Below are 12,167 nucleotides of genomic sequence, written 5' to 3'. Positions count from 1 at the left end.
GACCTCAAGAATGGGCTGGTCTTCATCAAGCACCATGCTTGCAGCATTGAGCTTGAACTCGCTGGAATAGGACTTTCGCATCATCATGCACACCTTAGATTTGGGCGCCATCATAGCGCCCTATTGATGTGTCCAATTTCATTAGGCCAGATCAGGCTCACTCCTACAGGGGATCTCTGTCGGTCTTTCGGGCATTATTTGGCCGGCTCCAGCCCCATCGCAATCATCGGTTTGCTGCGCGCATAGCGGCTCAAGCGTTCCACCATGGCATAGGGCATCTGCGGATCGAAGGCAAAGCCGCGACGTTCATAAAAGCCACGCAAATCCGGATGGCAAAACAACCACACCGGAAGGTCGAGGTCATTGACCGCCGCGGCGATCAACGCGCCCGCAACCCCTTGTTCGCGACAGGCCGGATCGACAAACAGCCCCGTCAGCCAATGCCCGCCCGCCACTGGCCGCAAACACAGCGCCGCCACAATCTCATCGCGTCGCGCCACCCATAACCGAGCGTCGCGCACGGCCTTCATTGGCGATTGGTGAGCGCGATAAAATTTGTTCATCAGTGGCCATAACGGCTCGTCGAGCAAGGTGTACAGGGTGTCGGGCATGGGTCTTGACTGTCAGTGTGCAAAGCCTGCGATTATAAAAGAACACGCGCGCAGGGATAGGTGTATACCTGATCTCACATCCCGTATGAGTGGAGTACGCATCATGTCCAAAGGTATGGATTCGAAGAAAGCAGCGAAGAAAAAGCCGGCGAAAACCGCCATCGAAAAGCGCGCGGACAAGAAGGCCAAGAAGGTGGATGTGTTCGGTCATTGATCCCGCGCCAAGGGAGCCCGGCAATCGGGCTCCTGCTGCACGTCTAACGATATAAGCAAATCATCTGCAAGATTTTCCAGGGCTATTGCACAGAAGGGGACTGGTTCCCGATCTGAGCAACGCCATGTCCCATTACTTTGATAGCGCCCACCGTGAAGAAATCGAAACCCTGCGTCAACGCCTGACTGCCGGCACCGAATGGCCGACCTGGCTGTTGTTGATCAGCGTGTACGGCGGCTGGTTCAGCCTGGTCCTGACGAGTGACCGATTGGGGCTGTGGTGGAGCACTGTGTTACTGATTCCGCTGGTGGTGCTGTGGTTGTCGGTACAGCACGAATTGTTGCATGGTCACCCGACCCGCTGGACCTCGCTGAACAAAGTGCTCGGCTATGCACCGTTCGCAGTCTGGTATCCCTACACCCTGTATCGCGACAGCCATCTGCTGCATCACCGCGACGAAGACCTGACCCTTCCAGGTCTCGATCCTGAAAGCCGCTACCTGAGCGCCGAGCAGTGGCAGGGCAGTTCGCTGTTCGAGCAGGGCCTGCACTGGCTGAACAAAACCGTCCTCGGTCGTTTTGTTCTCGGCGCACCGCTGGGGTTGCTGGCGCTAGCCCGGGAAGAAGGGCTGCGATTGAAAGCCGGCCAGCGACAAGCCTGGCTGATGTGGCTGAGCCACGGCGCACTGACCTTGCTGATGCTGGCGTTCATCGCCCGCTACAGCGTGCTGCCGGTGTGGCATTACCTGTTGCTGATCAGCGTGCCGGCGCTGTCGATTGCGATGATTCGCTCCTATTACGAACATCGTCCTCACGCGCAATCCGAGCAGCGGACCGTGCTCAATGAAGCCGGATGGCCTTGGCGATGGTTGTTCCTGAACCTGAATTTTCACTTGGTGCATCATGACTTGCCAGGGCTGCCGTGGTACGACTTGCCGCGTGCTTATCGCGCACGTCGTGAGCAATGGATTGAGCGCAGTGGTGGGTTTCTGGTGCGGGGTTATGGTCAGTTGTGGCGCCAGAACGGGGTGAAAGCAATCGACAGCCCACAGCATCCGTTCCACTGATTTCCTATGATCAACCCCAACCCCCTGTAGGAGTGAGCCTGCTCGCGATAGCGGCCTGACATTCAACATTAGTGTCGACTGACCCACCCTCATCGCGAGCAGGCTCACTCCTACAGGGTTACTTGTTGTCTGGAAGATTTTGATGACACAACACATTGCCGAATTGCTGATGTACGTCGCCCCAGAGCCGATCCGCCAGGCCAACGAACGCTGGCTGACGCGCATTCTCGAACGTCTCGGTAGCGATCGTCTTGATGGCAAAGACCTGTCACTGATGGACCTCTGGCTCTCCCCGCATCTGCTGCTGACCCAAACCTGCGGCTACCCGCTGATGACGGCATTGCGCGGTCAGGTCCGGGTGGTCGGGCGGCCTCGTTATGAACTGCCGGACAGCAGCGGTGGCAGCCATTGCAGTCTGCTGTTGAGTCGCGCCGATGATCCTCGGCGGACCTTGCCTGACTTTCGCGACAGCCGTGGCGTGATCAATGGCGAAGATTCCAACAGCGGCATGAACCTGCTGCGCCATCGACTGGCGCCGCTGCATCGCAACGGACAGTTCTTTGCCAGTGTCGCCATCAGCGGCAGTCACCGCGAAAGCCTGCGCTGGCTGCGTGAAGATCAAGCGGATCTGGCGGCCATCGACAGCGTGACCTTTGCTTATCTGGCACACCATGCCCGCGAAGAAGTCGCCGGCCTGCAGGTCATTGCCCGCAGTGCGCTCAGTCCGACCTTGCCGTACATTTCAGCCGCCGGGACTTCCATTGAACAGGCTGATCACCTGCGGCAAGTGATGAATCAGACCTTGAGCGAACTGCCCGACGTCGCTGAAATCCTCGGGCTTAAAGAAGTGCTGCCCGCCAGCGAAACCGACTATCAGATCGTCCTCGACTATCAGCAGGAAGCGCAAATCCTCGGCTACGGACGCTTACGCTGAAATTTCTAAATCGAATATAAAAATGCTTTTTAAATATTATTAAAGAATAAGGCTCCTTGTTAGGATCACGCCACCGGATCACCGGACATTCAGCGACCCCTAACCCTTGGAGCCTCTATGTCCGGCACCGACCTATCCCATCGCAACCACGTGGGCGGATTGTTTCGCGCTCATTACCCCTGGCTGTGCGCACGCTTGCGCCGGCATTTGGGAGCCAGCGCCAGTGTCGAAGACATCGCTGTCGACACCTTTGTGCAATTACTCGAATCACCAAACCTGACACCCATTCGTGAGCCGCGTGCGTTGCTCACCACCATCGCCCGCCGACGGGTTTATGAGCTTTGGCGTCGCGGTAATCTGGAGCGCCAGCACCTCGAACAACTGCTAAAGGCAGGCCCTGCTGGCGGGCCATCGCCTGAAGATTTGTTTCAGTTAACGCAATCCCTGAACAATCTGGACCGCACCCTTGAGCGCTTGCCGAGCAAGGTCAGGGCTACCTTCCTGCTGTCGCGCGTCGACGGGCTGACCTATCCGCAAATCGCCGCCGAACTGGGCATCTCCCAGCGTTCGGTCAGCGCTTACATGACCCGCTCCCAGGCACTGTGCGTCCAGCACAGCGTCAACCAACCCTTGACCCGGAGGTCCGCATGAGATCAATCAAAACCCTGCTCGGCAGTTCGCTGCTGGCGCTGAGCCTGGTGGCCAGCCATGTTCCGGCGGCGGAAAAAACCGCACCTATCCACTTCGGCGACATCACCTGGGAGAGCGGTAGCCTGATCACAGAAATTCTGCGCCTGATAGTCGAGAAAGGTTACGGCTACCCGACCGACACGTTGCCAGGCAGCACCGTCAGCCTCGAAGCGGCGTTGGCCAAGAACGACATTCAGGTGATCGGCGAAGAGTGGGCCGGGCGCAGTCCGGCGTGGGTCAAGGCGTCTGCCGAGGGCAAGGTGTTTGGTTTGGGCGACACGGTCAAAGGCGCCACCGAAGGGTGGTGGGTGCCGGAATACGTGATCAAGGGCGACCCGGAACGTGGCATCAAACCGCTGGCCCCGGAGTTGAATTCTGTCGCTGATCTGGCGAAGTACAAGGATGTGTTTCGCGACCCGGAAGACCCAAGTCGCGGCCGCTTCCTCAACAGCCCCACCGGCTGGACGTCGGAGATCGTCAACAGTCAGAAACTAAAGGCTTACGATCTGACCGCCAGCTACGTCAATTTCCGCACCGGCTCCGGCGCGGCACTGGATGCCGAGGTCGCTTCATCGATCCGCCGTGGCAAACCGGTGCTGTTCTACTACTGGTCGCCGACGCCGCTGCTGGGTCGTTTCAAACTGGTGAAACTTGAAGAGCCGCCGTTCGACGCTGAAGCCTGGAAAACCCTGGCCGATGCGAACAACCCGAACCCCAAGGGCTCGCGCTCGATGCCGGCCAGCCTGGCCATTGGCGTGTCGGCGCCGTTCAAGGCGCAGTACCCGGACCTCGTGGCGTTCTTTGAAAAGGTCGATTTGCCGATCGATCTGCTGAACCAGACGCTGGGGCAGATGAGCGAAAAACGTCTGCAACCGCGTGAGGTGGCTCAGGTGTTTTTACGGGAGCAGCCGCAGGTGTGGAAGGCTTGGGTGCCGGGGGAGGTGGCTACCAAGGTGAGTGCGAGCTTGTAATTTGTCGGCGGCTGTTCCACCGCCGCGCAGTCATGCCAGGCCGTTACAGCCGTGTTTGAGGAAGCCCGGGCGTTGTGCCAGGCGTTGGAAATATTCGTCGATGGCGGGGAAGTCCGGCCGCTCCATCGGTGTCATCAGCCAGCGGTTGACGGACAGCCCGACGACAATGTCGGCCAGCGTAAAGTGAGGCCCGGCGACATAGGCTTTGGTGGTCGCGAGTTGATGTTCGAGGATGGCCATTTTCTGGTTCCAGCCGCGTATGCCAACAGCAATCCGATGCTCGTCCTGAAACTCCGGGTCCTTGCGCACCAACGCAGTAAACGCATAACTCCAGGAGGGATTGAGCTCGGTGGCTTGCCAATCCATCCACTGTTCCACCCGTGCACGCGCTGCCGGTTCGTGCGGCAGCAGATCAGTGTTTTGGTGTTTGCCGGCCAGGTAGCGGCAGATGGTATTGGACTCCCACAACACGCCGGCGTCATCGATGATCACCGGCACCAGCGCATTGGGGTTGAGCCTGAGAAACTCCGGCGCGTGGGTTGACGCATAACCGCTGCCCCAGTCCTCGCGTTCGTAGGGAACGTCCAGTTCCTCACAGGTCCACAGGACCTTTCTGACGTTGATGGACGACGCTTTGCCGAGAATTTTCAGTGCATGTGTCATTGAGTTATATCCATCCACCAAGCGATCAACAGGATGAGGAGCACTATGAAGGTTAGTTGAAAACCCAAGGCATGGGCGATGCGCCGCTTGATGGAAGGTGGTCTGACAGCCACATCATTCGTTTAATGACACACCGCTTTCGTCGGAACGCCGCCCGGAGCCGGCTCGCTCCCACAGTGGGTCAGGTGCTTTCCCGGATTTTCAGTTCAAACCCCATGTCCTGAACCGGTTTAGCCACCGCATTCCCCGCCAGCAACGTCAACATCAACTCCGCCGAACGCCGGCCAATCGCCTCGCGCGGGGTGTTGATGCTGCTCAGGCGCGGCACCATGTGCGCCGAGGCGGGCAAGTCGTTGAAGCCGAGGATGGCGACTTGTTCGGGGATTTTGATCCCGCAGCGCATGGCTTCGAGCAATGCGCCCTGAGCCAGGTCGTCGTTGCCGAAAAAGATCGCATCGACATCGGGGTGAGTGGCCAGCAGTTGTAGAAACAGTTCGCCGCCCAACCCCACGGAGGAGGCGCGCGGGGTCAGCACTTCAAGGTCCGGGTCATACAAACCGGCCTTTTGCAGGGCTTTGCGAAACCCTTCACCGCGCAGCAGGGTGCGCTGGTCCAGTTGCGCGCCGATGTAGGCCAGGCGCTTGCGACCGCGTGACAGTAAATGTTCAGCCGCTGTTTCGCCGGCGGCCAATTGCGAGAAGCCCACGCAATTCACGCCTGCCGCACTGTCCAGTTCCATCATGTAGACACACGGGATGTTGCTCGCCTCGATCATCCGCCGTGAGCTTTCCGTGCGGTCGAAACCGGTCAGCAGCAAACCGCGAGGCTGGTACGCCATGTAATTGCGCAATAGGTTTTCTTCTTCATCGCGCGAGTAGTGGAAGTTGCCGATCAGCACTTCGAAGCCCTTGGGGCGAAGCACCTGATGAATGGCTTCCAGCGTTTCGATGAACAACAAGTTGGACAGCGACGGCACCAGAACCACCACCGAATGGCTCTGCGCCGAGGCCAACGCGCGGGCGGCGGGGTTGACCACGTAGCTGAGTTCAAGCGCGGCTTTCTGGACTTTTTCCACCAGTTCCGTGGCCACGGTACTGACACCGCGCAGGGCGCGAGAGGCGGTGATCGGGCTGACACCGGCCAGGCGTGCAACTTCGTTCAACGTAGGGCGGCCAGTGGTGCGTGTATTTTTATCGTTTTTAGGAGAGGTCATCGGGCTGCTTGCCAAACAAAATTCAAGGCACTAAGGTAGCGCTGTCCCGAAGCAGCTGCAAATGCGTAAGCGAGTTTTGCCTGAACCTTGCTTTTCGGCATTGGGAACGAACACGCTGCAACCCACAAAAATGACAAGAAGGCGTCGGCAACTTCTACTTTTGGTCTAGTGTCATAACTGGCAAAGGTAGCGCTGTCTGCGCGCTGAGGTGTTACATGAATCATCCCATCACCGCCCTGGTCATCATGGGCGTTGCCGGTTGCGGCAAGACATGCGTCAGCGAGGCCTTGTGCCAGCTCAGCGGCGCCACTGCCATTGAAGGCGATACTTTCCACCCTGCCGCCAATATCGAAAAGATGAGCGCGGGTATCCCCCTGAACGACCAAGACCGTGCCGGCTGGCTCGACAGCCTGTGCGACGAATTGCGCCGCGTCGACGCCATGGGCGAACGCCCGGTGCTGACGTGCTCGGCTCTCAAACACAGCTATCGCGAAGTGCTGCGCAGCGCCTTGCCGGGCCTGGGCTTCGTGTTCCTTGAACTGACCCCTGAAGTTGCCGCCGAGCGTGTGTCGCATCGACCGGGCCACTTCATGCCATCGACCCTGATCGACAGCCAGTTCGCCACGCTCGAATCCCCCGTTGGCGAGCCGTTGACCCTGGCTCTGGATGCATCGACCTTCAGCGTCGAGCAACTGGCATCGCAGGCGCATATCTGGTGGCAGGCTCACGGCCTGAAACGCGCCGTATGAGTTTTTCCGAAAAAGATAGCGCTGTCCTGAAGGCTTTCGAATTACCCGCTTTAATAACAACAACAACCAGGAGACACCCCTAATGTTTGGCATGTCCCACGAGACGTTCCTGCTGCTCGATGCAGTGGTCACGGTGATCGGGCTTATCGTCCTGATCACCAAGTTCAAGTTCCACCCGTTTATTGCCCTGATCATTGCTGCAGCCTTTCTCGGGCTGACCTCCGGCATGCCAGTCGGTACCATCATCAAGGCGTTCCAGGACGGCTTCGGCGGGGTGCTCGGTTTTGTCGGGATCATCTTGGCGCTGGGCACCATGCTCGGCAAAATGATGGCCGAGTCGGGTGGGGCGGATCAGATTGCCCAGACCCTGATTCGCGCGTTCGGCAAGGACAAAGTGCAGTGGGCGATGATGTTCGCGGCCTTCCTGGTCGGCATTCCGCTGTTCTTCGAAATCGGCTTCGTGCTGCTGATTCCGCTGGTGTTCATCGTGGCGCGCCGCACTGGTGTGTCGATCATCAAGATCGGTATCCCGCTGCTGGCCGGTTTGTCCGCCGTGCACGGTCTGGTTCCGCCGCACCCGGGTCCGTTGCTGGCCATCGGCGTGTTCGGTGCCGACATCGGTAAAACCATTCTGTACGGTCTGATTGTCGCGCTGCCAACGGCCATTATTGCCGGCCCGATCTTCGGTACGTTCATTGCCAAGTACATTCCAGGTCACCCTAATCAGGAACTTGTGGATCAACTGGCGCACGAGCCTGAAACGCCACACCTGCCAAGCTTCAGCATCACGCTGATCACTGTGCTGCTGCCGGTGCTCCTGATGTTGCTCAAAACCTTTGCCGACGTGGTGCTGCCTGAAGGCAATTTCGCACGCGCCTTCATGGACCTGATCGGTCACCCGATCGCGGCGTTGCTGTTGGCGCTGCTGCTGTCGCTGTACACCTTCGGTCACCGTCAGGGCGTCGATTCGAAACGCATTCTGAAATGGCTCGATGCGAGCCTCGCGCCGACTGCCGCGATCATTCTGATCATCGGTGCTGGTGGTGGCTTCAAGCAGATGCTGGTGACCAGCGGTGTGGGTGACGTGATCGGTCACATGGCAGTGAACGCACAGATCTCGCCGATTCTGTTGGCGTGGCTGGTGGCAGCGGTGATTCGCGTGGCAACCGGTTCGGCCACTGTGGCGACCATTACCGGCGCAGGCATTGTGGTGCCGGTGGTGGGGATGATTCCGGGTGTTAACCGTGAGCTGCTGGTGTTGGCCACCGGTGCCGGTTCGTTGGTTCTGTCTCACGTCAACGACGCGGGTTTCTGGCTGGTGAAGCAGTACTTCAACATGACCGTGGCGGAAACCTTCAAGACCTGGACCGCGATGGAAACCATCCTGTCGGTGGTTGCGCTGGGCTTTATCTTGCTGTTGTCGATGTTCGTTTAAGCAATACCACCACACTGATCGTTCCCACGCTCTGCGTGGGAATGTATCCCGTGACGCTCCGCGTCACAGTGGACGCAGAGCGTCCATGGCGGCATTCCCACGCAGAGCGTGGGAACGATCAGGCACAAAAAAACCGCATTACTGCGGTTTTTTTTTGTGACTGCTTAATGACTCAGGTGTTGGTCTTGGCGACTAACCCATCTGCCCTGAACATCCCGCGAATCCCGCGCACAGCCTGACGAATCCGGTCCTGGTTTTCGATCAGCGCGAAGCGCACATGATCATCCCCGTACTCACCGAAGCCCACGCCCGGCGAGACGCACACTTTGGCCTCGGACAGCAGTTTCTTGGCGAATTCCAGCGAGCCCAGGTGCGCATAAGCCTCGGGAATCTTGGCCCAGACGTACATCGACGCTTTCGGATTCTCGACCATCCAGCCCAGTTCATGCAGGCCTTTGACCAGCACGTTGCGTCGCTGCCGATACTGTTCGGCGATGTCTTTGACGCATTGCTGATCGCCTTCCAGCGCCGCAATCGCTGCGACTTGCAGTGGGGTGAACGTGCCGTAGTCGTGGTAACTCTTGATCCGCGCCAGAGCGTTGACCAGTTCCGGGTTGCCGACCATGAAGCCGATCCGCCAGCCCGCCATGTTGTAGCTCTTGGACAGGGTGAAAAACTCCACCGCAATGTCCTTGGCGCCCGGCACCTGCATGATCGACGGGGCTTTCCAGCCGTCGTAGACAATGTCGGCGTAAGCCAGGTCGTGCACCACCAGCACGTCGTACTGCTTGGCGAGGGCGATCACGCGCTCGAAGAAATCCAGTTCCACGCATTGCGCGGTGGGGTTGGACGGGAATCCGAGGATCATCATTTTCGGTTTCGGGATCGAGCCGCGAATTGCCCGTTCCAGTTCGGCGAAGAAATCCACCCCCGGAATCAGCGGTACCGAGCGCACCTGGGCGCCGGCAATCACGGCACCGTAGATGTGAATCGGATAACTCGGGTTCGGTACCAGCACGGTATCGCCCTGATCCAGGGTCGCCAGCATCAAATGCGCCAGGCCTTCCTTGGAGCCGATGGTGACAATGGCTTCGGTTTCCGGGTCGATGTCGACCTCGTAGCGATCTTTGTACCAATTGGAAATCGCCCGGCGCAGACGCGGAATGCCTTTGGAAGTCGAGTAGCCGTGAGTGTCTTCGCGCTGGGCGACCTGCACGAGTTTTTCGACAATGTGCGGCGGCGTCGGGCCGTCAGGGTTACCCATGCTCAAGTCGATGATGTCTTCGCCACGACGACGGGCGGCCATCTTCAGCTCGGCAGTGATGTTGAAAACGTAAGGGGGGAGTCGATCTATGCGCGCAAAGCGGCGCGGCGAACCTTGTTCGGCCATTGTTGCCTCGAATAACGTAAGCGCCCGGAACCGTCCGAGCGACGCTGGCCACTGCGGTGGCCTGTTGCGGAAGATAAGGGCAGTCGTGGCACACTGTCCAGCGAGTATGTAAACAAATTTTTCCGAAGGAAATCGGTTGATGGAATTTAGCAGCGGCTTCTTGCTGAGCCTTTCGTTGTGCCTGGATATCGGCGTGGCCAATATCGCGATGATCACCCTGGCCATGCAACGCGGCTATTTCCAAGGCTTTGCGTTGGGGTTGGGCACCTGTGTCGGCGACCTGATCTACGCGGTGCTGGCGCTGGCGGGCATGACCGTTTTGCTGCAATACGAAACCGTACGCTGGGTCCTGTGGATCGGCGGTTCAGCGTTACTGGTGTATTTCGCGGCGAAGATGATCTATTCGGCGATTCACCACGAAGCGGTATTGGCACAGGCCGACGAGGTGGGGCAGAGCTCCCATCGCAAAGAATTTTTCCGCGGGATCTTCCTCGCCATGTCCTCGCCCAGCGCCATTCTGTGGTTTGCGGCGGTGGGCGGTACGCTGATCGCCCGTTCCGGCGGTGGTGGTGCCCTCAGTTCAGCGCTGTTTCTCGGCGGATTCCTCTGCGCCGGTTTGCTCTGGAGCGCGGGTTTATGCTTTGCGGCGAGCCACGGCGGCAAGTTGCTGGGTGACAAACTGCTGCGTTATTCCTACATGGCATCGGCGGCGATCTTCTGCTATTTCGCGGTCTACGTGATCCTATCGGGTTACAACGAGTTTGTTGGTGCGGTGGCCGTCGAACAGTTGAACGCCCTATAACTGGGCGAATCGGGTTTGGCTTCTATACTCCCAGCCGAACCCATTTTTAAGCTCAGGAGATGAGTCATGGATGAGCAAACAGGCGCCGAAGTAACGGAACCACGCTTCGAACACGGACACTTCCTGCTGATCGCAGGGCTTGGTGGACAATTTACCCAACAGACCATCACAGGCATTCCCGCGCTCTGGGAAAAATTCAATCCGCACATTGGCAATGTTCCCGGGCAAAAAGGCGAAGTAACCTACGGCGTCTGCTGCAATTTCGACGGCAAGGGTGGCTTCGATTACATTGCCGGCGTCGAGATCAGCAAGCTCGACGATTTGCCCGACCAGTACCGCTGGGTAGAGGTTCAGCCTCAGTATTACGCGGTGTTCGAGCACAAGGGGCCGCTGGAGTCCTTGCCGCAGACCTTTCGCTACATCTTCGATACTTGGCTACCCAAGTCCGGTAAAGAGGCGGTGGACGCTCCGGAATTCGAACGTTACAGCGAAGATTTCAACCCGAAGCTCAACACCGGCAAGCTGGAAATCTGGCTGCCAATCAAAGGCTGAACACTTGCATCGAGAGACGGATCGGTGATTCGTCTCTCGATGTCGTGTGGAGGGTGATTTATGATCCTCGGCCTTTCCATCTGATTGCGACCTGCCATGAACACAGTCATCCGCCACGTCACGCCTGCTGATCTGGACCGTTGCTACGCCATCGAAACCGTTGCTTATGAGGGCGACGAAGCCGCCACCCGCGAAAAAATCGCCACCCGCATCGTCACCTGGCCCGAAGGTTTCATCGTGGCTGAAGTCGACGGCGTGGTCGCCGGTTTCATCAATTCCGGCGCGGCGTTTCAGGTGGAAATGTCGGACGAAGCATTCAAGGAGCTGATCGGCCACGACCCGGCAGGCCCGCATGTGGTGATCATGTCAGTGGTGGTGCACCCGAATTATCAAGGGCAGGGGCTGGCGAAGCGTTTGATGGGCGAGTTCATTGAGCGCATGCGTGCGCTGGGCAAGGCCAGCATTCACCTGATGTGCAAGGAGCGGCATATTCCACTGTATGCCGGGTTTGGCTTTGCCTACATCAAACCGTCGGCCTCGGACCATGGCGGGATGGCGTGGCATGAGATGGTTCTCGATTTATAAATCCACCGAAGATCCCCTGTAGGAGCGAGCTTGCTCGCGAAGGCGGTGTATCAGTCAACTATGATGTCGACTGACACACCGCCTTCGCGAGCAAGCTCGCTCCTATGTATGGACTCGCCCCCACTGTCTACCTGCTTTTCAAACACTGCTACCCGGTTGCATCTATGTATAAGGCCTATTCGAGGAAGCCATCTTTGGCTTCTGGCCAACATTGGTTGAGCTCACGGTATGCCGATTACATTCAGGCCTCGAAGGCCGGTAGGAGCGCAGGCATCAATCCGCGACGGTCTGA

At 58.5% G+C, this 12,167-nt stretch carries 13 protein-coding genes and 1 pseudogene; 9 read left to right on the top strand and 5 right to left on the bottom strand.

All coding sequences use genetic code 11. The features are described from left to right. Nucleotides 1-194: 194 nt before the first annotated feature. Nucleotides 195-611: a GNAT family N-acetyltransferase gene (locus AC1DWM_RS29345; RefSeq protein WP_223519428.1), complete on the bottom strand. Its 417-nt coding sequence runs from the start codon at nt 609-611 to the stop codon at nt 195-197. Nucleotides 612-949: 338 nt separating this feature from the next. On the opposite strand from AC1DWM_RS29345, the gene AC1DWM_RS29340 reads away from it, so the two are divergent. The 4 genes from AC1DWM_RS29340 to AC1DWM_RS29325 all read left to right on the top strand — a co-directional run bounded on the left by AC1DWM_RS29340 (nt 950) and on the right by AC1DWM_RS29325 (nt 4,486). After that, entirely contained in the window at nt 950-1,891 is a 942-nt protein-coding gene (locus AC1DWM_RS29340; RefSeq protein ID WP_477796805.1) for a fatty acid desaturase, read from the top strand. A 142-nt stretch (nt 1,892-2,033) separates the two neighbouring features. After that, the gene (locus AC1DWM_RS29335) at nt 2,034-2,825 is read left to right on the top strand and encodes a phosphate/phosphite/phosphonate ABC transporter substrate-binding protein (protein ID WP_477796804.1); all 792 of its coding nucleotides are present in this window, start codon (nt 2,034-2,036) and stop codon (nt 2,823-2,825) included. 117 nt (nt 2,826-2,942) lie between these two features. Next, nucleotides 2,943-3,476, top strand: a complete 534-nt coding sequence (locus AC1DWM_RS29330; RefSeq protein ID WP_477796803.1) for a sigma-70 family RNA polymerase sigma factor — start codon at nt 2,943-2,945, stop codon at nt 3,474-3,476. After that, the gene (locus AC1DWM_RS29325; protein WP_477796802.1) at nt 3,473-4,486 is read left to right on the top strand and encodes an ABC transporter substrate-binding protein; all 1,014 of its coding nucleotides are present in this window, start codon (nt 3,473-3,475) and stop codon (nt 4,484-4,486) included. Before AC1DWM_RS29330 ends, AC1DWM_RS29325 begins: the two co-directional genes overlap by 4 nt. A 30-nt stretch (nt 4,487-4,516) precedes the next feature. On the opposite strand, the gene AC1DWM_RS29320 is transcribed toward AC1DWM_RS29325, so the two are convergent. From AC1DWM_RS29320 to gntR, 3 genes and pseudogenes are all read right to left on the bottom strand, one after another. Then, on the bottom strand, nt 4,517-5,149 hold the full coding sequence (locus tag AC1DWM_RS29320) for a glutathione S-transferase family protein (RefSeq protein ID WP_477796801.1): 633 nt from the start codon (nt 5,147-5,149) through the stop codon (nt 4,517-4,519). 2 nt (nt 5,150-5,151) lie between these two features. Further along, nucleotides 5,152-5,253: pseudogene (locus AC1DWM_RS29315) on the bottom strand (chlorhexidine efflux transporter); the annotation flags it as partial. A 77-nt stretch (nt 5,254-5,330) separates the two neighbouring features. Then, nucleotides 5,331-6,362, bottom strand: coding sequence for an HTH-type transcriptional regulator GntR (gntR, locus tag AC1DWM_RS29310; RefSeq protein WP_223519439.1), 1,032 nt, complete (start codon nt 6,360-6,362; stop codon nt 5,331-5,333). Nucleotides 6,363-6,577: 215 nt separating this feature from the next. Here gntR and AC1DWM_RS29305 point away from each other — a divergent pair, with 215 nt between their 5' ends. Together AC1DWM_RS29305 and AC1DWM_RS29300 are read left to right on the top strand one after the other, a co-directional pair. Then, a complete protein-coding gene (locus AC1DWM_RS29305) occupies nt 6,578-7,111 on the top strand; it encodes a gluconokinase (protein WP_223519441.1) in 534 nt (177 codons plus the stop codon). 82 nt (nt 7,112-7,193) lie between these two features. Further along, nucleotides 7,194-8,546: a GntP family permease gene (locus AC1DWM_RS29300; RefSeq protein ID WP_477796800.1), complete on the top strand. Its 1,353-nt coding sequence runs from the start codon at nt 7,194-7,196 to the stop codon at nt 8,544-8,546. Nucleotides 8,547-8,718: 172 nt separating this feature from the next. Here AC1DWM_RS29300 and alaC read toward each other — a convergent pair whose 3' ends face one another. Continuing rightward, nucleotides 8,719-9,936, bottom strand: a complete 1,218-nt coding sequence (gene alaC / locus AC1DWM_RS29295; RefSeq protein WP_477796799.1) for an alanine transaminase — start codon at nt 9,934-9,936, stop codon at nt 8,719-8,721. 139 nt (nt 9,937-10,075) lie between these two features. Here alaC and AC1DWM_RS29290 point away from each other — a divergent pair, with 139 nt between their 5' ends. From AC1DWM_RS29290 to AC1DWM_RS29280, 3 genes are all read left to right on the top strand, one after another. Then, nucleotides 10,076-10,738, top strand: coding sequence for a LysE family translocator (locus AC1DWM_RS29290; RefSeq protein ID WP_477796798.1), 663 nt, complete (start codon nt 10,076-10,078; stop codon nt 10,736-10,738). 66 nt (nt 10,739-10,804) lie between these two features. Further along, complete coding sequence (locus AC1DWM_RS29285; protein ID WP_477796797.1) at nt 10,805-11,290, top strand: GyrI-like domain-containing protein; 486 nt, start codon at nt 10,805-10,807, stop codon at nt 11,288-11,290. Between the two features lie 96 nt (nt 11,291-11,386). After that, nucleotides 11,387-11,875 (top strand): GNAT family N-acetyltransferase, encoded by a 489-nt coding sequence (locus AC1DWM_RS29280; protein WP_477796796.1) that lies wholly within the window; start codon nt 11,387-11,389, stop codon nt 11,873-11,875. Nucleotides 11,876-12,167: the final 292 nt, after the last annotated feature.

This window comes from Pseudomonas sp. P4_C8 (assembly GCF_056401975.1).
Note: the sequence above shows the minus strand (reverse complement) of the source record. Positions and strands in the feature narration are given on the sequence as shown.